This window comes from Flavobacterium quisquiliarum (assembly GCF_019308285.1).
GTDB lineage: Bacteria > Bacteroidota > Bacteroidia > Flavobacteriales > Flavobacteriaceae > Flavobacterium > Flavobacterium quisquiliarum.
On record NZ_WWEM01000033.1, the window covers coordinates 276,260 to 299,617 of the forward strand.

At 32.8% G+C, this 23,358-nt stretch carries 23 protein-coding genes and 2 tRNA genes; 13 read left to right on the forward strand and 12 right to left on the reverse strand.

Annotation, left to right across the window (positions count from 1 at the left end):
* From GSY47_RS16560 to GSY47_RS16580, 5 genes are all read left to right on the forward strand, one after another.
* The gene (locus GSY47_RS16560; protein WP_179001406.1) at positions 1 to 1,452 is read left to right on the forward strand and encodes a hypothetical protein; all 1,452 of its coding nucleotides are present in this window, start codon (positions 1 to 3) and stop codon (positions 1,450 to 1,452) included.
* A gap of 10 nt (positions 1,453 to 1,462) precedes the next feature.
* The gene (locus tag GSY47_RS16565) at positions 1,463 to 2,014 is read left to right on the forward strand and encodes a hypothetical protein (RefSeq protein ID WP_179001408.1); all 552 of its coding nucleotides are present in this window, start codon (positions 1,463 to 1,465) and stop codon (positions 2,012 to 2,014) included.
* A 179-nt stretch (positions 2,015 to 2,193) separates the two neighbouring features.
* Complete coding sequence (locus tag GSY47_RS16570) at positions 2,194 to 2,559, forward strand: hypothetical protein (RefSeq protein ID WP_179001410.1); 366 nt, start codon at positions 2,194 to 2,196, stop codon at positions 2,557 to 2,559.
* A 117-nt stretch (positions 2,560 to 2,676) separates the two neighbouring features.
* A complete protein-coding gene (locus tag GSY47_RS16575; protein WP_111284805.1) occupies positions 2,677 to 3,318 on the forward strand; it encodes an O-methyltransferase in 642 nt (213 codons plus the stop codon).
* Between the two features lie 64 nt (positions 3,319 to 3,382).
* Complete coding sequence (locus GSY47_RS16580; protein ID WP_179001412.1) at positions 3,383 to 4,105, forward strand: phytanoyl-CoA dioxygenase family protein; 723 nt, start codon at positions 3,383 to 3,385, stop codon at positions 4,103 to 4,105.
* Between the two features lie 160 nt (positions 4,106 to 4,265).
* Here the strand turns inward: GSY47_RS16580 and GSY47_RS16585 are convergent, their stop codons facing one another.
* The 8 genes from GSY47_RS16585 to GSY47_RS16620 form a co-directional block, all read right to left on the reverse strand.
* Positions 4,266 to 4,829, reverse strand: coding sequence for a phosphatase PAP2 family protein (locus tag GSY47_RS16585; protein WP_179001414.1), 564 nt, complete (start codon positions 4,827 to 4,829; stop codon positions 4,266 to 4,268).
* Positions 4,829 to 5,176, reverse strand: coding sequence for a Sec-independent protein translocase subunit TatA/TatB (locus tag GSY47_RS16590; RefSeq protein WP_179001416.1), 348 nt, complete (start codon positions 5,174 to 5,176; stop codon positions 4,829 to 4,831). The genes GSY47_RS16585 and GSY47_RS16590 overlap by 1 nt, the downstream gene beginning before the upstream one ends.
* Positions 5,177 to 5,329: 153 nt before the next feature.
* A complete protein-coding gene (locus GSY47_RS16595; RefSeq protein ID WP_179001418.1) occupies positions 5,330 to 7,573 on the reverse strand; it encodes a M1 family metallopeptidase in 2,244 nt (747 codons plus the stop codon).
* Between the two features lie 65 nt (positions 7,574 to 7,638).
* Positions 7,639 to 8,145: a DUF6702 family protein gene (locus tag GSY47_RS16600; RefSeq protein WP_179001420.1), complete on the reverse strand. Its 507-nt coding sequence runs from the start codon at positions 8,143 to 8,145 to the stop codon at positions 7,639 to 7,641.
* Positions 8,142 to 8,897, reverse strand: coding sequence for a hypothetical protein (locus GSY47_RS16605; protein ID WP_179001422.1), 756 nt, complete (start codon positions 8,895 to 8,897; stop codon positions 8,142 to 8,144). The genes GSY47_RS16600 and GSY47_RS16605 overlap by 4 nt, the downstream gene beginning before the upstream one ends.
* Entirely contained in the window at positions 8,887 to 9,615 is a 729-nt protein-coding gene (locus tag GSY47_RS16610) for a carboxypeptidase-like regulatory domain-containing protein (RefSeq protein ID WP_317197935.1), read from the reverse strand. Before GSY47_RS16610 ends, GSY47_RS16605 begins: the two co-directional genes overlap by 11 nt.
* The gene (locus tag GSY47_RS16615; RefSeq protein WP_317197936.1) at positions 9,602 to 10,372 is read right to left on the reverse strand and encodes a hypothetical protein; all 771 of its coding nucleotides are present in this window, start codon (positions 10,370 to 10,372) and stop codon (positions 9,602 to 9,604) included. The genes GSY47_RS16610 and GSY47_RS16615 overlap by 14 nt, the downstream gene beginning before the upstream one ends.
* The gene (locus GSY47_RS16620; RefSeq protein WP_179001424.1) at positions 10,359 to 11,126 is read right to left on the reverse strand and encodes a hypothetical protein; all 768 of its coding nucleotides are present in this window, start codon (positions 11,124 to 11,126) and stop codon (positions 10,359 to 10,361) included. The genes GSY47_RS16615 and GSY47_RS16620 overlap by 14 nt, the downstream gene beginning before the upstream one ends.
* A 163-nt stretch (positions 11,127 to 11,289) precedes the next feature.
* Here GSY47_RS16620 and pepE point away from each other — a divergent pair, with 163 nt between their 5' ends.
* Positions 11,290 to 11,997, forward strand: coding sequence for a dipeptidase PepE (gene pepE, locus GSY47_RS16625; RefSeq protein WP_179001426.1), 708 nt, complete (start codon positions 11,290 to 11,292; stop codon positions 11,995 to 11,997).
* Positions 11,998 to 12,132: 135 nt separating this feature from the next.
* Here the strand turns inward: pepE and GSY47_RS16630 are convergent.
* Together GSY47_RS16630 and GSY47_RS16635 are read right to left on the reverse strand one after the other, a co-directional pair.
* Positions 12,133 to 12,205 (reverse strand) — tRNA-Gly (locus tag GSY47_RS16630).
* Between the two features lie 106 nt (positions 12,206 to 12,311).
* Positions 12,312 to 12,384, reverse strand: a tRNA-Gly gene (locus GSY47_RS16635).
* Positions 12,385 to 12,519: 135 nt separating this feature from the next.
* On the opposite strand from GSY47_RS16635, the gene GSY47_RS16640 reads away from it, so the two are divergent.
* Together GSY47_RS16640 and GSY47_RS16645 are read left to right on the forward strand one after the other, a co-directional pair.
* Positions 12,520 to 12,957 (forward strand): GNAT family N-acetyltransferase, encoded by a 438-nt coding sequence (locus GSY47_RS16640; protein ID WP_179001428.1) that lies wholly within the window; start codon positions 12,520 to 12,522, stop codon positions 12,955 to 12,957.
* A gap of 2 nt (positions 12,958 to 12,959) precedes the next feature.
* Positions 12,960 to 14,543: a L,D-transpeptidase family protein gene (locus GSY47_RS16645; RefSeq protein ID WP_179001430.1), complete on the forward strand. Its 1,584-nt coding sequence runs from the start codon at positions 12,960 to 12,962 to the stop codon at positions 14,541 to 14,543.
* Here the strand turns inward: GSY47_RS16645 and GSY47_RS16650 are convergent.
* A complete protein-coding gene (locus GSY47_RS16650) occupies positions 14,532 to 15,257 on the reverse strand; it encodes a murein L,D-transpeptidase catalytic domain family protein (protein WP_179001432.1) in 726 nt (241 codons plus the stop codon). The genes GSY47_RS16645 and GSY47_RS16650 overlap by 12 nt on opposite strands.
* Before the next feature lie 297 nt (positions 15,258 to 15,554).
* Here GSY47_RS16650 and GSY47_RS16655 point away from each other — a divergent pair, with 297 nt between their 5' ends.
* The gene (locus tag GSY47_RS16655; RefSeq protein ID WP_179001434.1) at positions 15,555 to 17,984 is read left to right on the forward strand and encodes a DUF5916 domain-containing protein; all 2,430 of its coding nucleotides are present in this window, start codon (positions 15,555 to 15,557) and stop codon (positions 17,982 to 17,984) included.
* Between the two features lie 141 nt (positions 17,985 to 18,125).
* On the forward strand, positions 18,126 to 19,643 hold the full coding sequence (gpmI, locus tag GSY47_RS16660; protein ID WP_219071485.1) for a 2,3-bisphosphoglycerate-independent phosphoglycerate mutase: 1,518 nt from the start codon (positions 18,126 to 18,128) through the stop codon (positions 19,641 to 19,643).
* Positions 19,644 to 19,758: 115 nt separating this feature from the next.
* Here gpmI and GSY47_RS16665 read toward each other — a convergent pair whose 3' ends face one another.
* Positions 19,759 to 21,009, reverse strand: coding sequence for a DUF445 domain-containing protein (locus GSY47_RS16665; RefSeq protein WP_179001438.1), 1,251 nt, complete (start codon positions 21,007 to 21,009; stop codon positions 19,759 to 19,761).
* 236 nt (positions 21,010 to 21,245) lie between these two features.
* Here GSY47_RS16665 and map point away from each other — a divergent pair, with 236 nt between their 5' ends.
* The 3 genes from map to GSY47_RS16680 all read left to right on the forward strand — a co-directional run bounded on the left by map (position 21,246) and on the right by GSY47_RS16680 (position 23,352).
* Positions 21,246 to 22,064: a type I methionyl aminopeptidase gene (gene map / locus GSY47_RS16670; RefSeq protein WP_179001440.1), complete on the forward strand. Its 819-nt coding sequence runs from the start codon at positions 21,246 to 21,248 to the stop codon at positions 22,062 to 22,064.
* Positions 22,065 to 22,189: 125 nt separating this feature from the next.
* On the forward strand, positions 22,190 to 22,537 hold the full coding sequence (locus GSY47_RS16675) for a GxxExxY protein (protein ID WP_379786698.1): 348 nt from the start codon (positions 22,190 to 22,192) through the stop codon (positions 22,535 to 22,537).
* A gap of 41 nt (positions 22,538 to 22,578) precedes the next feature.
* On the forward strand, positions 22,579 to 23,352 hold the full coding sequence (locus GSY47_RS16680) for a class I SAM-dependent methyltransferase (RefSeq protein WP_057117668.1): 774 nt from the start codon (positions 22,579 to 22,581) through the stop codon (positions 23,350 to 23,352).
* Positions 23,353 to 23,358: the final 6 nt, after the last annotated feature.

Sequence of the window (23,358 nt, forward strand, 5' to 3'; positions counted from 1 at the left end):
ATGAAGAAGATTTATATCCTATTTATTACATTAATAAGTACGTTTGCTGTTAATGCACAAGTTAGCTTTGGAAACATGCAAAACCAAATCTCTAGAGGGAAAGACGGTATCAATGTTTTCGATGTACAAAAAGACACTAGAGAATTTAAAGGCCTTAGCATTGATCTTGGTGGTGCTTTCAACATGGATTTCCAGGCAACAAATTCATTCAACGACCAACCTGCCAGCATTACGACTACGACCACTACAGCTACTGGAACTACGACTAGATCAATTACAGGATATCGCTTAATGAATACTGAGAACAATTTTACCCTTCCTGCTGCTGATATGTATATAGGCGCTCAATTGTTTGACGGAGTAAGAGTAAACTTAGATATCTATTTAGCTTCAAGACACCACAATGATTCTTATGTAAAAGGTGGATACTTACAAATTGACAAGTTAGACTTCATCAAAAAAGACTTCTTAGCTGATTTCATGAAATATGCTACAATTAAAATTGGACAAATGGAGAACAATTTTGGTGATGCTCACTTCAGAGGTTCTGATAATGGTAATACCATCCGAAATGCATTTGTTGGGAACAACGTGATGTATTCTTTCACTACAGAAATGGGTATGGAGGTTTACTACAATAGAAATGGATTAGTAAGTATGTTAGGTGTTACAAATGGTAATTTAAATCAAAGTAATGAAGAAGTTTTCTACACTACTGGACCAAACACCAATACAACACACAGCCCTTCAATTTTAGCTAAATTGGGTTATGACAAACAGCTTAATGAAGATTTAAGAGTGAGATTAACGGGTTCTCTTTACCATAATGCAAATCTGGGAAATGCAAACATATATTCTGCTAATAGATCAGGATTTGGTTATTGGGGTATCTTGAATAACAACGCTTATAAAAATACCATTACTAAAACTGATGCTAGTGGTACTGTTATTTCTACCACTACTACTGATGTGGCTACTACTTTTAGTAAAACATCTACTCCAGAAGCAACGTTCAATCCTAATTTCAAAAACTGGGCTACTACGTACATGATTAACCCTTTTGTTAAATATAAAGGACTTGAATTCTTCGGAACAATCGAATTAGCTTCAGGAGGAGATAAAGCTGGTACTGATGACAAACGTACTGCTAATCAATATGCTTCAGAGCTTATTTACAGATTTGGAAACACTGAACAATTCTATATCGGAGGAAAATACAATACTGTATCTGGAAAATTATCTAATGCCGATGCCAAAAAGGTTACCGTAGATAAATTTGAAGCAAGTGCTGGTTGGTTTATGACTAAAAACATTCTAGCTAAATTAAACTACGTAAATCAAAAATATAAAGATTATTCACAATTTACCGGAGATCCTGCTACAGGAAATCTAAACAACTTTTACGGTGGTAAATTTGAAGGTTTAGTATTCGAAGCAACCATTGCGTTCTAATATAAAAAAAATGAAAACAAGATTTCAAATATTAATTATGGGTTTAGTACTATTCTTTTTACTAGGAAGTGCTAAACCCACTTTTTTCCCAGAAGATAGCGCTGTGGTAATTAATAAAATTAAAATAGAAATCACAGGACTATCTACAGTTGGCAAATACAATTGCTCTAATACCTTTACTATAAAGGATACGGTTTATGTTAACTGCATTAAAAAAAATACGTTTAATACCGAAATTAAAATGTCTGACTTTGATTGCGGCAACAAAATCATGACCAAAGATTTACAGGGAACTGTCAAAGTAAAAAAATTTCCAAACAGTACGGTTTCGATTTCAGACATTAAACCAAGCGGTAAAAATTACAAATGCAGACTTAATTTCTACATTACAGATAAAACTTTAAAATACAAAGATTTCATTTTATACAATACAGATGATAAAATTCAAGGAACATTGAGTTTAAAATTCTCTGATATCGAATTAGAACCGCCAGTAAAAATGGCTGGTTTAATCAAAGTAAAAGACGATATTGTAATCAATTTTAGTTTATACAAAAAATAACTTTTTTCTTCATAAAAAAATTAAATAGCGAACAGACAAAAATTAAAAATTTGGCACAGGAATTGTTTTGCTCTCAAAAGAAAAATAATCTTACAAAGAGCTCAATCATTTTAAAATTTGTATTTTTATTTTTCAGCCATATAACCTTTAAGTTTTATCAACCTAACAAAAATGTAATTATGAAAAAACAAATTTTAAGTTTAGCTGTTGTTGCTTTATTAACGTTTGCTGTTCAATCATGCGAGAAAAAAGAACCTAAACCAGCCGAAGATGAATTAACTCTTGGAAACAAAGTAGATTCTCTAACCACAGACATCAAAGAAGTAAAAGACAGCGCTGTAAGCAAAGCCGAAAGTGCAGCCACTAAAGCCAAAGACGCAACAGAAACTGCCGCTCAAGATGTAAAAAACGCAACTAAAAAAGCTGCTGAAGATGTAAAAGACGCCACTAAAAAAGGGGCTGAAAAAGTAGAAAATGCTGCTAAAGCTGCCAAAGACGGAACTGTAAAAACAGCTAAAGAAGTAAACGACGCTTTGAAAAAATAACCAAATTAAAAAAGCTAATAAACAGAAACCATTCGCTACAACGGATGGTTTTTTTATGCACAATAGTTCGTTACTATTTTTTGTATTTTTGCTTTTCAAATTACAAGATACTACAATATGCATTTTATATCACAAGAACTCGAAGATTACATCGAACAGCATTCTGAAAACGAACCAGAATTATTGGCAAAACTCAACAAAGAAACGTATCAAAAAATACTTTTACCGAGAATGTTAAGCGGTCATTTCCAAGGACGTGTTTTAAGTATGCTTTCGAAATTAATCCGTCCTGTAAATATTTTGGAGATTGGAACTTATACGGGTTATGCGGCGTTGTGTTTATGCGAAGGAATGCAGGAAAATGGGCAATTGCATACGATTGATATTAAAGAAGAATTAGTCGATTTTCAGCGAAAATATTTTGACGCATCACCTTGGGGGAAACAAATTTTTCAGCATTTAGGCGAAGCCGTAAATATTATTCCAGATTTAGATGTGAAATTTGATTTGGTTTTTATTGATGCCGATAAAGAAAACTACCTTAATTACTGGGAAATGATTGTTCCAAAGATGAATAAAGGCGGTATTATTTTGTCTGATAATGTTTTATGGAGCGGCAAAATTCTAGAACCAGTTCATCCAAATGATGTTAGTACAAAAGTGCTTTTAGAATACAATCAGCTTTTGAAAGATGATCCTAGAGTCGAGACGGTTTTACTGCCTATTCGTGATGGACTAACTGTTAGTCGAGTTCTATAATTTTTTAGTTTCTAAGTTGCTAAGATGCTGAGATTCTAAGTTTTTTTCTTTTCAGATTTTAAAAATGATTCACTCAAAACAAATTCATAGCGAAGGTTTTTCAATTATAAACAACATTTTTACTGAAAATGAGATTGAAAATTTGATCTCATTAATTGAAAATGCAACCAAAAATGATTCTGATAATGCTACTTTCAGAAAATCTCAAGATTTATTTGCTATCAGACAATTTCACAAAGAAGTCCCTGAGACTTTAGCTTTTATTTTTAATAAAAATTTAAAAGAAATTATCGAGTTAAATTTTGGAAAGAGATATTTCATAACCAAATCAATTTATTTTGATAAACCAGAAAAATCAAATTGGTTTGTGGCTTATCACCAAGATTTGACTATTTCAGTTGACAAAAAAATTGAAGTTGAGAATTTTGAGAATTGGACTTTAAAACAAAATCAATTTGCGGTTCAGCCTCCAACAGAAATTTTAGAAGATAATTTCACTATCCGAATTCACATTGATAAAACGACTAAAGATAACGGAGCTTTAAAAGTCATTAATAATTCACATTCAAAAGAAATAATCCGAATTGAAAATATGGATTTTGAAAATGAAAAAGAGACAATCTGTGAAGTAGAGAAAGGCGGTATTATGATTATGAAACCGCTACTTTTCCATGCTTCAAACAAAACCACAAACAACGAACGAAGAAGAGTGATTCATATTGAATTCAGCAAACAGCAACTCCCTAACGGCTTAGAGTGGAGCGAAAAAACATTTTTTGAAAATTAATTCACATAAAAAAACCTCCAGTTAAAGCTGGAGGCATTTTTTTATAATTTGAAATTTTCCAATCTAATGTTAGACGCACTGCGGTGCGTCTCTACAAAAAACCGTACTGAAAAGAAAACTTAGAATCTTAGCACCTCAGTATCTTAGCATCTTAAAAAAACTATCCTGGAAAATATTGTGGTTTAAGCTTTTTGTAAACTAAATAGATTAAGAAACCGAAAACAGCTCCAAAGAAATATCCTGCTAGAATATCACCCGGATAATGCAATCCTAAATAAATACGGCTGTAAGCAAAAATTAACGGCCATAAGAACAAGAATCCTAAATATTTGAAGTAACGTTTTAAAACCAAAAATAAGAATGTTGCAACAGCCATTGTATTAGCGGCATGTCCTGAGAAAAAGCTAAAGGATTTTCTAACTTGAACAACTCTAATAATTGTATTTACTTCTGGATCATTACATGGACGTAAACGCTGAAAAGTGTGTTTGAATAAATTACAAGTTTGATCTGTAAAAGCAATCAAAATAGCTATAAAAAGCAATAAATACAAGGTTTGTTTTCCTCCTATTTTTTTATAAATAAGATAGAATAGAAATAAGAAAAATGGCGTCCAATACAACTGATTGGTAATGACCAACCAAAGTTTATCGTATGTTTCAGAACCTAATCCATTAAGAAATATTAAAAGATCTTTGTCTAATTCCTGTATTTTTTCAAGCATTATCGTTGGCGTTTAATAGGTCCGGAAAGAGAATCAATATCTTCTTTTACTTTGTCAATTTCAGTCGCTGTATCTCCCAACAAGTTTCCTGTATCTCCAAGAAGATTTGATTTTGCATTGTTGATTTCTGCATTGATATTTCCAGTGATATCATTCAAAGATTTAGAATCAAGACCGTTAGCCTCGGCTCCTTTTTGAATTTCACTTTTAATATCATTAGTTGCATTTTTTAACTGAGCCATAGCTTTACCCATTGTACGAGCGATTTCCGGCACTTTATCTGAACCAAAAAGCATTAGCACTATAAATAGAATAAAAACTAATTCTCCTCCTCCTATACCAAACATAACTTTTATTTTTGTTGTCGCAAAGATATTAAATTTTGAAGCTTAGAGTTTTAAAATTAACTTAAAAAGTCCTTTAAAATTCATTTCTTCAAAAATAAAAAAGTTCATCAAGCTTTCCAGCCTGATGAACTTTTTCTATTATTCTATTTCTTTTTAGTCAAATTTTGACTTAGTCTCTACTTTTGGCCAAGAGTTATTGGTTACATCGATATCTGCTGTTAACAATTTTGGATCGATTTGAATACTCTTAATTGCTTTTGTTGTAGCATATACTTTTTTAGCCGTTTCGTTACTTTTTCTCCAGATTTGTGCTGGATATTGGTAATTATCTTTAGAACCATCTTCATAAGTAATCTCAACTAAAATTGGCATAATCATTCCGCCTGGTTTATTGAATTCTACCTCATAGAAATATTTAGGCGATTTGATGCTTGCTTTTTCTTCAGCTGTAAAAGTTTGATCTACATAATCTGCTAAAGGTTTGAAATCTTCAATTTTTAAAGCTTTTTTCTTAGATTGATTTACCTCTGCATTATCTCCTGCAACTAAGTAAACAAAAGGCCCTTTTTCATAACCAAAACGTCCTTTTCTCACTTTTACATCTTTAAGATCTGCTGTTGGAGTATCTGAAACGTAATATTGTTTTACATCTTTAATTCCGATATCTACAAAATCAGTTGAATAGAACCATCCTCTCCAGAACCAGTCTAAGTCTACTGCAGAAGCATCTTCCATTGTTCTAAAAAAATCTTCTGGTGTCGGATGTTTGAATTTCCATCTGTTTGCGTATGTTTTAAAAGCATAATCAAACAATTCTCTTCCCATTACCACTTCTCTTAAAATATTAAGACCTGTAGCTGGTTTTCCGTATGCGTTATTCCCAAATTGGTGAATTGTTTCAGAGTTAGACATAATTGGCTCTAAGAACTTTTGATCACCGCTCATATAAGGAACAATATTTTTTGCCGGCCCTCTTCTTGAAGGGAAATTGGGATCTAATTCCTGCTCGGCTAAATATTCTAAAAACGAGTTCAAACCTTCATCCATCCAAGTCCATTGACGCTCATCTGAGTTTACAATCATTGGAAAGAAAGTATGTCCTACTTCGTGGATAATAACTCCAATCATTCCGTTTTTAACTTCTCTACTGGTTACACCATTTTCGTCAGGACGACCATAGTTCCAGCAAATCATTGGATATTCCATTCCTTGATCTTCAGCCGAAACTGAAACCGCTTTTGGATAAGGATAATCAAACGTATGAGAAGAATAGCTTTTTAAAGTATGCGCTACAACCATTGTTGAAGTTTCTCCCCAAAGCGGATTAGATTCTTTTGGATAAACAGATTCTGCCATTACAGTTCTGTTTCCAATTTTTACCGCCATTGCATCGTAAATGAATTTTCTTGAAGAAGCAATTCCGAAATCACGAACATTTTTGGCACTGAATTTCCAAGTTTTTTTCTTTTCAGAGAAACCTTTTTCTGCCGCTTCTGCTTCTGCCTGTGTTACAATAACCACTGGTTTATCAAATGATTTCTGTGCTTGTTCGTAACGCTTAACCTGTTCAGCAGTAAAAACCTCGCTTCTATTCGTTAATTCTCCCGTTGCATCAATTACGTGATCTGCAGGAACGGTAATATTTACATCAAAGTTTCCGAAAGGAAGAGCAAACTCTCCACTTCCCCAAAACTGCATATTCTGCCAGCCTTCAACATCATTATAAACTGCCATTCTTGGATAAAACTGAGCAATAACATATAGTTTGTTGCCATCTTTTTCAAATAGTTCATATCCAGAACGTCCGCCTTCTTTTCTGTAATTATTGATATTGTACCACCATTTTATAGAAAAAGAAATTTTTTCACCAGGTTTTAATGGAGAAGCCAAGTTGATACGCATCATCGTTTCGTTGATTGTATAAGACATTGGATTTCCTTTAGCATCTTTTACCTGATCAATATTAAAACCACGCTCCAAATCTTTTTTCAAATATTTAGAAGAAAAACCTTCTAGCGGCAAAACCTGATTGATTTTTTCGCCTTCAGCCAATGAAGTTTGTCCATTTGCCTTTGCTTGATTTTGATCCAGCTGAATCCAAAGATATTCTAAACTGTCAGGTGAATTATTAGAATAAGTTATAACTTCAGATCCAGTTAATTTTGAATTTTTATCATCTAATTCAACATCGATTTTATAATCTGCTTGCTGTTGATAATATGCTGGCCCTGGAGCTCCAGAAGCAGTACGAAACATATTTGGAGTCGCCAGCAAATCATACATTTGACTGAACTTATTTGTATCGTATTTACCCTGCTGTCTTGTAGGTGTGGTTGTTGCTTTTTCCTGCGCAATCAACATTGCTGGAAAAAGCAATAATAATGAAATTTTTTTCATAAAAATCGAATGGTAATTTATCAGGGTGTGAAAATAGCAATTAAAACCATAATTTAACCCCCTATTTAATACTTTAACACTTCTTTCCTTGAAGATTCTGTAAAGAGAACACTCTTTTTAGTGTCAAATGCTGTAATATGTGTAATGTTTTGCTGTTCTGAGTTCCAATCTACCAAAATAGTATTTGCAATTTCCAGTGTTTTAAATTTATCTACATTTTGAATTCTGGAATAACAAACCAAAACATCATCTGCTTCCACTTCTTTAGACAAAAAAACTATTGTTTTGGATTGTCCGTTAACTTTGACTGAAAAATGTTCTGAGAGATATTTTTTTAATAATTCTACATCTTCCGGTCTTTCTTTACTTGTACCCGCAAAAGTCTTTTTGTGATATTTCTTTTCCATTGCATTATTCAAATCATCAATAAAAATGCGGGAAGTAATTTGCAACATCTTTTTTTCAGCAGCATAATTTACCTGAAAAACACCAACATAAAACTTATGAAATGCGAATGATGAAGACAATACAAATAAGACTGCCAGAAAACAGTAAACTAATTTATTTTTCATTTTTTAGAAGCTACAGCTTTCTTAAACTCTTTATTCTTGTTCACCATAAAGTCCATTAATTGAAATTTTTGGTCTGGATTAACAAATTCTCTTGAATGCGGGTCATTTGAACAATACATTAAAAACAACTCAATTTCATCATCTTTAAGCCCCAGTGTTTTGTTATAGAAGTCTTTTGTGAAATTATCTTTAGCATATTCCACAAAAGCAATATCTGTAATTTCTTCTTCTTTAACTTCATCTTTTTTGCTCAAAAGTTTTTTGACATCTTTAAAGATTCGAACAAAATCAGTTCCATATTTTATGGTTTGATCTGAAAGCATTGCTTTATTCTCTGGCGTAGAAAGATTATCACCTTCAAACTGCATATCAACAATTTTCTGAGAACCGCCCTGCAATGATTTTACTTTTAATTCTTTATGAACTACAACTTCTTTAAGCTGATTATTGACTAAATCTAATTTTGCTTTAAAAAGAATCTCAGCACAGTCTTTTTCAGTTAAAACAATTTTCTTTGATTGAAACGTCAGACCAGAGAACAGCAAAGTATCTTTTGGCTGTGCCATAATATCAAACAAACCGCCAGCACCAATAAATGTCCGAACATTTGCATTAATATTCATTACATAACCACTTTCTATGGTTAAAAAATCATTGATAACTTGACCGTGTAATGGTTTCCTGAAACCGTTTTGTCCTAATACAAATTGACAAAATAAGCAGACAACGAGTACTCCTAATTTATTTTTCATTTTCGAGAATTGTTAGATATTTTCTTGCTAGATCTGTGATTAAAAACATACTCATTGTTTTGTTTTTAGTATTCAAAGATACAGCAAAATCGGTATCTTCTATACAAAATAATTGAAATCCTTTTATATAATCCACAGGTATTTTCAATCTATCTGTATAATAATTCTCATCAAAAACGTATTCTAGTTTTCTAAAAAGCGCCTCTTTTTCCTCTACCTTTACTTCTTTTTTCAACATTGCAGTTCTTCCCGACATAGCATTCAAAAGCTTATCCACTGAGGTTGAAGTAGCGGTGTAAACTTTTCGTTCTGCAGGTGTATATTTTTTTTGTCCGTACGGAATAATCCCAAGATTCTCTGCTGTAATATTGGCATTTTCATTTACAATCACTTCTTTCAATTCGACTTCCTTTGCCGTCATTTTAACCACCAACAAACTAGAATTCAAATCTTCCAAAGTAATTCTCCGTCTAAGCGGATCTAAGTTTACTGCAGAAAAAACCAAAACCTCACCTTCACGCACTGAAATCGAAAAATTACCATCAGAATCTGAAACTGTAGCTACTTGAGTTGTATTATTAATAATATTCACCCCTTCAACTGGAGTGGATTGTTCCATTACTCTTCCAAGCAATTCCTTCGAATTTCCTTTTTGCCCAAAACCAAACTGAACAAAAAAGACAAACAGGACAATTAATATATTTTTACTTATTCTCACTCGAAATTATTTCTTTATACTTCACAGCCAGTTCTCCTAAAAGAAATTCAGTGGATGTTTTATTTTTAGAATTCATTACAGCACAAAAACGCTCGTCTTCCACCGCATACAATTTAAATTCGTTTATATTTTGTTCTGGTATTTTTAATTTTTGAATAAAATAACCCTCATCAAACAAATAACTCAATTTCGCAAAATTCTTTTCTTTTTTTTCTATTCCAACATTCGCTTTCAGCCGTTTTGTCCTGCCGTTTATTTTATTTATCAAAGGATCAAGTTGCATAGAACCACCTAAAAGCCCCAGTAATATAATTGGCTTAAAATCTCCTGCCGTTGCCAATTGTCTTTCGGCCTGCGTAAACTTTTTTTGACCATGCGGAACAATTCCTAAATTTTCAGCGGTGATATTAGTCTTTTCATTCACAATTACCTCATTCAATACCACTTCTTTTGGAATCATTCCTACTACAAATTTTTCTGAAGATTTCAAATCATCAGCACTAATTCGTCGTTTAATGGCTTCTAAATTGACAGAAGAAAAAATCAAAATCTGCCCTTCTTTGACAGGTATCGAAAAATTACCATCGACACCTGAAACAGCAGTTGCCTGAGTATCATTATTAACAATATTTACTCCTTCAACGACGTTCGAAAGAGCAGTTATTTTACCATATAGTGGCTTCATTTCTGTCTGCCCAATACTACTTTGAACAAAAAACAGAAAAAAAGCAGCTGATATGGTTTTATTTGTTTTCACTAGCAATTATCTCTTTATACTTCACAGCTAATTCTCCTAAAAGAAATTCAGTGGATGTTTTATTTTTAGAATTTAAAACTGCCGTAAACTTATCATTATCCACAGCATAATACTCAAAGCCTTTTACATATTCTGCTGGAATTTTCAATCGCTCAATAAAATGCTCTAAACTAAACATATTCTCCAAAAGCCTCATAAAGAACTCTTTTTTCTCTACCACAGCTTCTTTTTTCAGCATTGCCGTTCTTCCTGAGAAAAAATTCAGTAAAGGATCTGCAGAGATTGATCCACCAACCATTCCTCCTCCATTTGCCGTAGCATCTAATGCCGTTGCTGTTCTTAATTTTCTTTCGGCAGCAGTATATTTTTTCTGACCTTCAGGAATTATCCCGAGACTTTCAGCATTAATATTATCATATCTTTTTATCACAACTTCTTGCAATTGATACATCACCATATTAAGCGTAACTGTAAAATTAATATTTGAAAAATCCTCTTGTTTCACCATAATTCTTTTTTCTTTAAAAGTTACCGAAGAAAAAACAAGCACATCGTCTGCTTTAGCCATAATTGAAAATGATCCAGAGGCATCTGAAGTTACTGTTTCTTCTGTCTGCGCATTGATAACATAAACCCCATCGGCGTTTGAAACACTCGATACAATCTTACCATTTAAAACAGAACGATCCTGGGTTTGAGCTAAACAAGCCTGACCCGCAATAACAACTAAAAAACAAGTGATTTTCTGAAACAAAATGAAATAAATTAAAAATATTCTTAAAACGGTAAAAATATCTTAATCTCATCCAAATTTAATACTAATGAGTTGGTAAAAATATGTTAATTAAAATCTTAAAAAAATACGCCAAGAAAGAGTTTTTAATACCTTTATCGAACAAATTTTGAGTCAAAAAATCATGAAAAGCATTATTATTGCAAGCACCTCTACCTTGCACGGAGGAAAATATCTAGAATATCTTTTACCAACTTTAAAATCGCATTTTAAGAACTGTAAAACCATATTATTTATTCCTTATGCACGTCCAAGTGGCATATCACATGATGAATATACACAAAAAGCAAAAGAAGCTTTTTCATCAATCAACATAGAAGTAAAAGGGATTCATGAATTTGAAAATCCGCAAGATGCTGTAAAAAATGCAGAAGGAATTTTTACCGGCGGAGGCAACACTTTTTTATTGGTCACACAGCTTTATAAAAACAACGTCATGCAATTACTTTCCGAAACAGTAAAAAACGGAACTCCTTATTTAGGATCAAGCGCAGGAAGTAACATCTGTGGTTTATCAATGCAGACCACAAACGACATGCCTATAATTTACCCTCCAAGTTTCCAGACATTAGGATTAATTCCTTTCAATTTAAATCCGCATTATTTAGATGCCGATTTACAATCTAAACACATGGGAGAAACGCGCGAAACAAGAATTAAAGAATTTCATGCATTCAATGCCATTCCTGTTTTAGGATTAAGAGAAGGAAGCTGGCTTGACGTAAAAGGAGACAAAATCATTTTAAAAGGAGATTTATCTGCAAGATTATTTAAACAAAATCAAGAGGCTATAGAATTAAACCCAGAAAGCGACTTAAGCAATCTGAACTAATTTTAAACCATATAAGTCATATAAGTTCTTTAAAAAATTAAGCTTCAACCAAAACTTAATTTACTTATATAACTTATATGGTTCAAAAAAGAATAAAAACAAAAAAACCTCAAACAATGTTTGAGGCTTTTGAAGAGCGAAAGACGAGGCTCGAACTCGCGACAACCAGCTTGGAAGGCTGGAGCTCTACCAACTGAGCTACTTTCGCATTAACAGGGTGCAAATATAAATAATTTTTTATTATTAAAAAATAAAAATCAAAAAATATTTATTTTTGACAAAGAAATCAAAACTTATTTATTTAGATTTCTTAGAGCGAAAGACGAGGCTCGAACTCGCGACAACCAGCTTGGAAGGCTGGAGCTCTACCAACTGAGCTACTTTCGCATTGGTGGTGCAAATATAAAAAGAAAGTTCAGTTCAAAACAAGCTTTTGGGCAAAAAAAATCAATAAAAAACAACATTTTTTTATAACTAATTTAAAATTAAAAAGTTATAAATTCGCTATTTTTAAAAAAAATCATGATTACAATTAAAGAAATCCCATCCAAAGAAACTTATGCCGTTCGTCAACCTGTTTTAAGAAAAGGAAAACCAATAGAGAGCTGTATCTTTGATGGAGATGATCTAGAAACGACGCATCATTACGGGTTATTTGATAATAAAAATTTAATAGGAATTATTTCGTTATTCAAAAAAATCAATCCTATATTTGCCGAGCGAAATCAAGCACAAATTCGAGGAATGGCAGTTTTAGAAACCCACCAGAAAAAAGGATTTGGAGAAGCTTTGGTCAAACATTGTGAAACCTACTGCAATGAAAACAAAGTTGATTTGATTTGGTTTAATGCCAGAACAGCAGCTGTTGGCTTTTATCAAAAAATGAATTACCAGCCCCAAGGTGATGCTTTTGATATTAAAGACGTTGGCGAACATTATTTGATGTTTAAAAGATTATAATTATGAAGAAACTTTACTCTTTAGCAGTAATATGCATTTTTGTGAGTTGCAAAAAAGAAACTCCAAAACCTACTCCTGTCATCAAAAAACCGGTGCCAGCAATCATACTTACTGACGAAAGGAAAGTTGAAATAGATACTGCCGCAATTGGCACTTTTAAAAGCGAGACGCTGAAACAATTTTATATCGCTTCAGAAAACCAAACAGTTTGGGGAAATCTTGCAAAAAGAAAATACGTTTTAGCTCAATTAGAAAATTCAGATAAATTGGGTTTAAATCCTGAAGACTATAAAGCTTCTCAATTGAAGAAATTCGAAAGTAAAATCAGCAAGCTGAGCGATAAAGATTTAGCCACTTATGACATATTATTAACCTATAATTTTGAAAAGTATCTAAGTCATTTATATAAAGGAAAGCTAGATCCTAAAAAACTTTATAACAATTGGGACTTGGAAGAAAAAACATTTGATGTAAATAATGTTTTGATTAAAGCGTTCAACAAAGACAAATTAGACAGTATTGTTGACAACATTCAGCCAAAAACACAAACTTATAAGCAATTATTAAAAGCCCTAGAGATTATCAATACCTTTCCAGATGATAACATAAATAGTATTGAAGGTGTAGAGAAAATAGTTTTAAATGATACGAATTCAGCTTTAATAAATATCAAGAAAAGACTTTTGTATTGGAATGATCTATCAGGAAAAGATAGCCTTACAAAGATATACAACCAAAAAACTTTTGAAGCCGTGAAAAGGTTTCAGGAGAGACACGGACTTGCTTCTGATGGAGTTATCGGTGTTGGAACAATTAAAGCTTTAAATTTTTCAAAGGAAAAAAGAAAAGAGCAGATTATAGCCAATTTAGAGCGATGGAGATGGTATACAAGCGAATTAGCCGAAAACTATTTCATTATAAACATTCCAGATTATAGTCTAAATGTTGTTGAAAGCCAAGACACTACTTTGGTTCGAAATGTTGTGGTTGGAACCAGCAAAAGGAGAACTCCTGTGATTACTTCTTTTTTGAAAACCGTTGTTTTTAATCCGACTTGGACAGTTCCACCAACAATTTTAAAAGAAGATGTTGTTCCCGCAATGAAACGAAACCGAAATTATCTGGCTAAGAAAAACATCACTATTTATGATACTTCGGGAAATGTTGTTGATCCAATTGCTTGGAACGAAAACAAACCCAATAATTACCGTTATGTACAAAGCCCTGGATATTCTAATTCATTAGGACTTATGAAAATCTTATTTCCAAACCATCATAGCGTTTACCTTCATGACACTAATCATCGTAATATTTTTGGACGTAATAATCGCTCGATGAGTTCAGGATGTGTTCGTGTTGAAAATCCGCTTGAATTAGCGCAGCATATATTGGATGTTGATGGAAACTGGCCTCAAGACAGAATCGACACTATTATTGCATCTAAAAAGACGATGAGTTTCAAAATCACAAAGAAATACTCTTTGTATCAATGGTATTGGACTGCTTGGAGCAAAAAAAATCAGCTCCTGTTCAGAGCTGATATTTATAATTTAGATTCGGATTTATATGCTAAATTAAGAAATTAGCTTTTCCTCCATTGAGAAACTTCTTGATGGATGATAAATATATAAACACGATTTATCTTTTATTACTTCGATAATCTCATCAGTTAATTCAACTGGAACTGCAGGACAGCCTTGGCTTCTGCCTAATCTTTTATGATCTCTGATAAAAGACTCAGAAACATAATCTGCACCATGCATTACAACACCTCTTTGACGTGCATTGTCATTTACACCATCTTCTAATCCATCTAAACGTAATGAAGCACCATGTTTTCCTTGATAGATTTCGCCTGTAGCATAAAAACCTAAACTGCTTTTAAATGAAGAATTCAGATTTGAAAATGCCGTAGCAAATTCTTCTCCTGTATTTCTTCCATGCGCCACAAGAGAATTAAACAAAATAGTGTTGGTTGTTAAATCAATCACCCACAAACGTTTTGTGTTTGATGATAAACTGAAATCAATAAGAGTCAAAATGTTCTTCTTAATAACTCCTTTTTCTTTCAACAAATAAAATCCCTTTAAAGCTTCCGTAAAAGTTTTAAATTCTGGCATTTTAAAATTGTTTGAATTTAGGGCATTGTAAACGCTTTCAATTTTGGAATCAACTGTTACTTTTTCAACTTTAGCAATCGATTTTACAGTAGCGTTCTTTTTAAGATCTGTAGTGTTTTTTGAATCTTTTCCAAAAGACAATAGCAAAAACACAAATAGCGGATAAATTTTGTAAATCATTGAATTTCTTTAGGTTAAACAAAAATTTGGGTAAGACAAAAGTATAAAAAATTCATTCCTTGCAAAATACAACCCTGATTTTCAGGCCTTTTTTGTTTAAACTTTAACATAATTAACATAAAAATGTTATTTCTGTAAGATTTTTTCTTATGCTAAAAAACATAACATTTTAGCTGATTTTCTTAAAAAAACATCAAAAAAGTGGAAATCTTGAAACAAAAACTGTAACAAGTGAAAGAAAATGTAGTCTATTCTTTCTAAATTAAGAGAGTTTCCACTATTTCGGGTCAAAAATCGATGAAAAAAACATTTCTATTTTGTTTTCTATTTGCTGCTTTGTGTAGCTACAGCCAAAAAAAAGCACTTAAGGCTCAGGTAACTTCACAATATATTTCTGTTGACGGAAACCTAAATGAACCGGCTTGGGAAAATGCATCGATTGCATCAGATTTTGTAATGCTGGAGCCAGATAACGGAAAACCTATACCCCACGAAAAGAAAACAGAAGTTAAAATACTATATGATAATGACGCCATTTATATTGGCGCTATGATGTATGATAATGAACCTTCTAAAATTTTAAAAGAAATTTCGCAGCGAGACAACTTCGGAACAGCAGACCTTTTTGGCGTTTTTATAAATGGCTTTAATGACGGACAACAAGACTTTATGTTTTATGTTTCAGCAGCAGATGTACAGGGCGATTGTATAATGACCGATGCAAATGGTGAAGATTATTCCTGGGATGCCGTTTGGATCAGTAAAGCTTCTATAAAAGAAAACGGATGGGTAGTCGAAATTAAAATACCTTATTCTGCTTTGCGTTTTTCAGCAGAAAACAAACAAACTTGGGGAATCAACTTTTTCAGAGATATAAAAAGAGACCGTTTTAAGTATACTTGGAATTTTGTAGATAGAAAAATAGGCACTTTTACGCAACAGGCTGGAACTTTGGAAGGAATTGAAAACATTAAACCTCCTACTCGATTGTTTTTTATGCCTTACGCCTCTTATTATTTGAATGCGGCAGACGGACAAAAAACGTACGGAACCATGAAAGGTGGCATGGATATTAAATACGGAATTAATGACGCTTTTACTGTCGATGCGATTTTAATTCCTGATTTTGGGCAGACAAAATACGACGATCAAATTTTAAATCTAGGCCCGTTTGAACAGCAATTCAATGAAAACAGAGCCTTTTTTACTGAAGGAACAGATTTATTTAGCAAAGGAAATATCTTTTACTCCAGAAGAATTGGCGGCATACCATCAACAGAACCTGAACTTAATGAAAATGAAGAGATAACAGAATTTCCAGCAAGTGTAAACCTTGTAAACGCGCTTAAAGTTTCAGGAAGAACTAAAAATGGATTGGGAATAGGAGTCTTAAATGCCGTTACCGAAAAAACTTTTGCTACTATAAAAGATACTATTACAGGAGAAACTAGACGTGAAGTTGTAGAACCTTTGACTAATTATAATGTATTGGTTTTAGATCAGCGCTTTCGCAAAAATTCCTCTGTAACCTTTATTAATACAAACGTAACCCGAAATGGTCATTTTAGAGATGCCAATGTTACAGGTTTGGCTTGGAATTTAAATACAAAAGCCAACACTTATAGTTTGTTTGGAAATGTAAAATACAGTCAGATTAATGATATTGAAGACAAAAACGGCGTTTATTCTACAGTAAGTTTTGCAGAAACAAGCGGTAATTATCGCTATAGTGTTGGCACCGATTATGTCAGCAAAGGTTATGACCCTAACGACCTTGGCATAAACTTTTACACCAATTATTATAATTTTTATGGAAATGCCAATTACAGAATTTTAAACCCAACTAAAAAATTCAACACTTTCAGAATCAATTATAATATGTATACCGAATTCAATAAAGAATCCGGAAAACTACAGGATAACAGTATCAATGCTAATCTTAATTTAACTACTGTAAAAAACAATTATTACGGAACCGGAATTACTTTTTATCCGCTTGAAATTTACGATTATTATGAACCGAGATCCGAAGGAAGATATGTTGGAATTCCGAGAAGAATAGAAACTTGGGGAAGCATTTCTACCAACTACAACCATAAATTTGCCATCGATTTAAACGGAACTTTTAATATTTTTGACGAATCCGAAAGAATCACTTATGGCTTTGATATTGGCCCAAGATACCGTTTCAGCGATAAATTATTATTTACTTATTTCTTTAGTTATTTAAGAAAAAACAATAACAAAGGTTATATTGACCAAATCGATGATGACAATAATGAAACCACTCCAAACCAAATCATCTTTGCTAACCGAAATGTTATTACATATTCTAATACTTTAGGCGGAAAATATGCTGTAAACAGCGCTATTACGATTAATCTTGCGGTTCGTCAATATTGGTCTTATGCGGATAATAAAGACATTTTAATTTTAGAACCAAACGGAGATTTAGACCCTTATCCACAATATACCACGAACAAAAACTCAAGCTTTTATTCCTGGAATACCGATTTGTCTTTTTCATGGTGGTTCGCGCCTGGAAGTCAACTTTCTGCTTTGTATCGAAATAATGCTTCCAATTTCGAACGAATTATCGATAAAGATTTCAGACACAATGTTTCAGGACTTCTTAATAATGATGCTTTAAAACACATTTTTTCTGTAAGCGTAAAATATTTTATTGACTATAATGCTGTCAAAAATAAAGTCAGAAAGAGAGCTTAGCGTGAATTAATTTTAAAAAATAAAGACTTCTTTAATTAAATTAATATTTTTTATCTGAGTTCATTTTATTAAATATAAATGTCGTTATGCTTTCTCTTCAAAGTTTAGAAATGACTTATCTTTGTAGAAAACAAAAATATAATGAACAAAAAAGTTATCCTTATGATTTTAGATGGTTGGGGAAAATCTCCTGACCCTAAAGTATCTGCAATAGACAATGCAAATGTTCCTTTTATAAACAGTCTTTACAAAAATTACCCAAGCGCACAGCTTAGAACTGACGGTTTAAATGTTGGTTTACCTGAAGGGCAAATGGGAAACAGCGAGGTTGGACACATGAACCTTGGTGCTGGAAGAATTGTATACCAGGATTTAGCCAAAATTAATTTAGCTGTAGAACATAAAACTTTAGCAAAAGAACAAGTTTTGATTGACGCCTTTACTTATGCTAAAGAAAACAATAAAAAAGTACACTTTTTAGGATTAGTTTCAGATGGTGGTGTTCACTCACATACTTCACACCTTCGTGGCTTAATCGATGCTTCTCAACAATATGGTTTAGACCAGGTTTACATTCACGCTTTTACAGACGGACGTGACGTTGATCCAAAATCTGGAGCAAAATACATTCATGATCTTGAAGATTATATTAAAGATACTCCTGTAAAAATAGCTTCTATCATTGGTCGTTACTATGCAATGGATCGTGATAAAAGATGGGAACGTGTAAAATTAGCTTATGACTTAGTTGTAAACGGCGTTGGAACTCCATCAACAAATCCCGTTTCTAGTGTCTTGTCAAGCTATGAAAAAGATGTTACAGACGAATTTATCGAACCAGTTGTTATGGTTGATGCAAATGCAAAACCTCTTGCAACTATTGTTGAAGGTGACGTTGTAATCTTCTTCAACTTTAGAACAGACAGAGGACGTGAACTTACTGAAGCACTTTCGCAACAGGATTTCCACGAACAAAATATGCATAAACTAAACTTGTATTATGTAACATTGACCAACTACGATGAAACATACCAAAATGTAAAAGTGGTTTACAATAAAGATAATATCACTGAAACTCTTGGTGAGGTTTTAGAAAAAGCAGGTAAAAAACAAATCAGAATTGCGGAGACTGAGAAATATCCTCACGTAACTTTCTTCTTTTCTGGTGGTAGAGAAACTCCTTTTGAAGGCGAAGAAAGAATCTTAAGAAATTCTCCTAAAGTTGCCACTTACGATTTAAAACCAGAAATGAGTGCTTACGAATTGGCAGATGCTCTTGTTCCTGAATTGAACAAAGGTGAAGTTGATTTTGTTTGTTTAAACTTTGCCAACGGTGACATGGTGGGACATACTGGAATTATGGAAGCAGCTATTAAAGCTTGTGAAGCAGTTGACGCTTGCGCTAAAAAAGTAATCGAAGCCGCTCTTGCAAATGATTATACCACAATCGTAATTGCCGATCACGGAAACTGCGAAACGATGATTAATCCTGACGGTTCTCCAAATACAGCACATACAACAAACCCAGTGCCGATCATTTTGGTTGATAAACAACTGAAAAGTATCCAAGATGGTGTTTTAGGTGATATTGCTCCAACAATTTTAGAATTAATGGGTGTACAACAGCCAAATGCAATGACTTGTCATTCATTATTATAGAAAATATTTTTCTTAATAAAAAAGAGGTAAGTTTTTAAAATTTGCCTCTTTTTTTTATACCTGTTTTTTGTCATTTAGACTGAAAGGAGAAATGACAAAAATTACGAATATCTTATTATAAAAATAAATTATACAACTGTTCTACACCATAAATAATTAATCCAATAATCCCTCCAACCAAAGTTCCGTTGATTCTAATATATTGAAGATCTTTTCCAATTTCAAGTTCCAATTTTTCCGAAACCTCTTTTCCATCCCAAGATTTTACAGTTGACGAAATCAAATCTCCAATTACCTTTTTATTATTTAATAGAACCGAAAGCAGATCGTTTTTAATGAAATTATTGATTTTATCAATCATTACTGGATCTTCTTTGATTCCGTTTCCAAAGGTTTGAATTAAACTCGAAATACTATTTTTGATAGAAGATTCCTCTCCTTTATCCAAATCATTTGTGATTGAAAGTTTGATTTCGTCCCAAATTCCATTGATGTAATCCTGAACTTCTTTTTTTCCTACGAAACCTAAAATCATATCGTTGATTTTAACTCTCATTTCTTCTGAGTTTTTTACTTTCTCTAAAAAGTCAAAAATATATTCATCAATCTTTAAACGAACTGCACTTTCAGGCTTTTTGGCTTCATTTAAAAAATCCTGTAAACCATTAAAAACACCTTCGGTAATACTTTTATCGGCTAAACCAAAACTTAAAAGTGGCGTGGAAGCTTTTACTTTCTGCCTAATTAAATCTTTATTATTGGTTAATTCGGCGCTCATTACTTCCAAAAGATTCGTCAGCATCTGATTTTTCAAATCTCCCTTTTGAAGAGGTTCTAAAGCAACAGCAACCCAATTTCCGAAATTTATTCCTTCCATTTTTTCTTTGAACTGGACCTGAATAAATCTTTTGACATCTTCATCTTTTATAGTTCGCAAAATTCCCGGAATGATATTTACTGCAACAACATTGGCAATTTTATCTGCATTTTCTTTTTGCGAAAGCCAATCTGAAGCTTTTGTTGCAAAATTGAATTCATCCAGTTTAATTTCCAGTTTTTCTCGGTTTAGAAATTCTTCTGAAACAAAATTCCCAAGGTTCTCTCCTATTTCATTTTTTTTCGTCGGAATAATAGCCGTATGCCAAATCGGAATTCCCAATGGATGACGAAATAATGCCACAACCGCAAACCAATCGGCAATTCCGCCTACCATTGCGGCTTCACTAAAAGCCTGAAGAATTGGAATTTTATAATATATTGCTACGATAAACAATAAGACTGCAATGCCTAAAAGCGACAAAGCGTTTCTTTTCATTTTTTTTAAAGCCTTTACTTTTACTATATCCTGATCTGTAACAGTTTCCATAATTACATACGTTTTTACTACTAATTTAAGCCTTTTTTCTGAGACCGTTCTTCATTCTTTGTCTTTAAATAGCCACGAATTCACGAATTTTATTTAAAAATTAATTCATTAATTCGTGCAATCTGCATTTTTAAAAGTTTTGTTTTGAGATAATTCGTGAATTCGTGGCAGAAAAAAATAACTCAAAAAAAATTAATTAAAAATTGTACTTTTGCCAACTGAAAATCTGAAAAAATATGATCATCCAAAAAACCAGAGAGGAAATCGAATTAATGCGCGAAAGTGCTTTAATCGTATCAAAAACATTAGGAATGATTGCTTCTGAAATTAAAGAAGGAGTGACTACATTATATCTTGACAAATTAGCTGAAGAATTTATTCGTGATCACGGTGCGGTTCCAAGTTTCCTTGGACTGTATGATTTCCCGAATTCACTTTGTATGAGTCCAAATGCTCAGGTTGTTCACGGTATTCCTAATAATGTTCCGCTTAAAAATGGTGATGTTATTTCAGTAGACTGTGGTGCTTTTAAAAATGGTTTCCACGGAGATCATGCCTACAGTTTCGAAATTGGTGAAGTTGCTCCGGAAGTAAAAAAACTTTTAAGAGTGACTAAAGAATCTCTTTACGTAGGAATCACAGAATTTAAAGCTGGAAATCGCGTTGAAGATGTTGGAAATGCGATTCAGAAATATACCGAAGCTCACGGTTACGGAGTGGTTCGTGAATTGGTTGGACACGGTGTTGGACAAAAAATGCACGAAGAACCAGAAATGCCTAACTACGGAAAACGCGGACGTGGAAAACTTTTTGTAGAAGGAATGGTTGTGGCGATTGAACCGATGATTAACATGGGAACAAGAAACATCAAACAACTAAAAGACGGTTGGACAATCCTAACTGCTGACGGAAAACCAAGTGCACATTTCGAGCACGATGTAGCGTTAATTGATGGAAAACCAGAATTATTATCGACTTTCCAATACATCTATAAAGCTCTTGGAATTGAGAGTAATGAAGAAGATGAATTTAGAAAAGTGCCGTTAGTACTATAAAGTTCATTCCACAGAGATTCACTAAGATATACGCCGAGATTCACAAAATTTATTTATACGCCATTTGAAATGTATTCTAAAAATGTATTATCTCAAGAGGAACTAGATGCTATTTCGTATAAATTATTGGTTTAGCAATTGAAGTTCACAGACAACTTGGTCCTGGTTTATTAGAATCCGCTTATCAGGAATGTTTATATTATGAACTGGCAAATGCTGGCTTAACTGTTGAAAAACAAAAAGCACTGCCAATAATTTACAAAGATGTAAAACTGGATCATGGATATAGAATTGATTTACTTGTCGAAAATAAAATAGTGATTGAATTAAAAACTGTCGAAGCTTTTACAGATGTGCATTTTGCACAAATATCAACTTATCTGAAACTTGGAAATTATCCTTTGGGATTACTGATAAACTTTGATTCAAAAATATTAAAAAACAACATAAAAAGATTTATAAACACTTTGTGAAGCTCTGTGTCTCCTTTGTGTAACTTTGCGAAATAGCCCCCATGAAGAAACTTTTCAAATTAGTCCTTAATACAATCCCACGTCCACTATTAATTCGTTTGAGTTATGTGGCACGTCCAATTTTGGCTTTCTCTTTAAGAGGAGATAAATTTACTGATCCTATTGACGGAAGAAGCTTTAAATCTTTTCTGCCTTACGGATACGGAAAGCAACGTAACAATGTGCTTTCACCAAGTACACTTTCGTTAGAAAGACATCGTTTACTTTGGTTGTATTTAAACGATCAGACTGATTTTTTTACAGCTCCAAAAAAAGTATTGCATTTTGCACCAGAGCAAGCTTTTTACAAACTTTTCCGAAAACAGAAAAATCTGGATTACACGACAACTGATTTGTTTTCGCCTTTGGCAGATGTAAAAGCGGACATTTGTAATTTGCCATTTAAAGACAATGAATATGATGTGATTTTATGCAATCACGTTTTAGAGCATATTCCGGATGATACGAAAGCAATGCAGGAATTATTCCGTGTTTTAAAACCAGGCGGAATGGCTATTTTGCAAATTCCTCAGGATTTAAATCGTGAAGTTACCTTTGCTGATGATTCTATTACAGATCAAAAAGAGCGTGCTAGAATTTTTGGACAATACGATCACGTTCGTATTTACGGACGCGATTATTTCGACAAATTAAGAAGCATTGGTTTTATCGTAATTGAAGAAGATTATACTAATAAAATAGCACCAGAACTGGTTGAAAAATATTGTTTAGCAAAAGGAGAAATTATTCCGCTTTGCTTTAAACCTGAAAACTAATTTTTT

What these genes read in the sequence shown, in the direction of transcription:
- GSY47_RS16560 (WP_179001406.1), top strand. Translation starts at nt 1, where the DNA reads ATGAAGAAGATTTATATCCTATTTATTACATTAATAAGTACGTTTGCT.
- GSY47_RS16565 (WP_179001408.1), top strand. Translation starts at nt 1,463, where the DNA reads ATGAAAACAAGATTTCAAATATTAATTATGGGTTTAGTACTATTCTTT.
- GSY47_RS16570 (WP_179001410.1), top strand. Translation starts at nt 2,194, where the DNA reads ATGAAAAAACAAATTTTAAGTTTAGCTGTTGTTGCTTTATTAACGTTT.
- GSY47_RS16575 (WP_111284805.1), top strand. Translation starts at nt 2,677, where the DNA reads ATGCATTTTATATCACAAGAACTCGAAGATTACATCGAACAGCATTCT.
- GSY47_RS16580 (WP_179001412.1), top strand. Translation starts at nt 3,383, where the DNA reads ATGATTCACTCAAAACAAATTCATAGCGAAGGTTTTTCAATTATAAAC.
- GSY47_RS16585 (WP_179001414.1), bottom strand. Translation starts at nt 4,829, where the DNA reads ATGCTTGAAAAAATACAGGAATTAGACAAAGATCTTTTAATATTTCTT.
- GSY47_RS16590 (WP_179001416.1), bottom strand. Translation starts at nt 5,176, where the DNA reads ATGTTTGGTATAGGAGGAGGAGAATTAGTTTTTATTCTATTTATAGTG.
- GSY47_RS16595 (WP_179001418.1), bottom strand. Translation starts at nt 7,573, where the DNA reads ATGAAAAAAATTTCATTATTATTGCTTTTTCCAGCAATGTTGATTGCG.
- GSY47_RS16600 (WP_179001420.1), bottom strand. Translation starts at nt 8,145, where the DNA reads ATGAAAAATAAATTAGTTTACTGTTTTCTGGCAGTCTTATTTGTATTG.
- GSY47_RS16605 (WP_179001422.1), bottom strand. Translation starts at nt 8,897, where the DNA reads ATGAAAAATAAATTAGGAGTACTCGTTGTCTGCTTATTTTGTCAATTT.
- pepE (WP_179001426.1), top strand. Translation starts at nt 11,290, where the DNA reads ATGAAAAGCATTATTATTGCAAGCACCTCTACCTTGCACGGAGGAAAA.
- GSY47_RS16640 (WP_179001428.1), top strand. Translation starts at nt 12,520, where the DNA reads ATGATTACAATTAAAGAAATCCCATCCAAAGAAACTTATGCCGTTCGT.
- GSY47_RS16645 (WP_179001430.1), top strand. Translation starts at nt 12,960, where the DNA reads ATGAAGAAACTTTACTCTTTAGCAGTAATATGCATTTTTGTGAGTTGC.
- GSY47_RS16650 (WP_179001432.1), bottom strand. Translation starts at nt 15,257, where the DNA reads ATGATTTACAAAATTTATCCGCTATTTGTGTTTTTGCTATTGTCTTTT.
- GSY47_RS16655 (WP_179001434.1), top strand. Translation starts at nt 15,555, where the DNA reads ATGAAAAAAACATTTCTATTTTGTTTTCTATTTGCTGCTTTGTGTAGC.
- gpmI (WP_219071485.1), top strand. Translation starts at nt 18,126, where the DNA reads ATGAACAAAAAAGTTATCCTTATGATTTTAGATGGTTGGGGAAAATCT.
- GSY47_RS16665 (WP_179001438.1), bottom strand. Translation starts at nt 21,009, where the DNA reads ATGGAAACTGTTACAGATCAGGATATAGTAAAAGTAAAGGCTTTAAAA.
- map (WP_179001440.1), top strand. Translation starts at nt 21,246, where the DNA reads ATGATCATCCAAAAAACCAGAGAGGAAATCGAATTAATGCGCGAAAGT.
- GSY47_RS16680 (WP_057117668.1), top strand. Translation starts at nt 22,579, where the DNA reads ATGAAGAAACTTTTCAAATTAGTCCTTAATACAATCCCACGTCCACTA.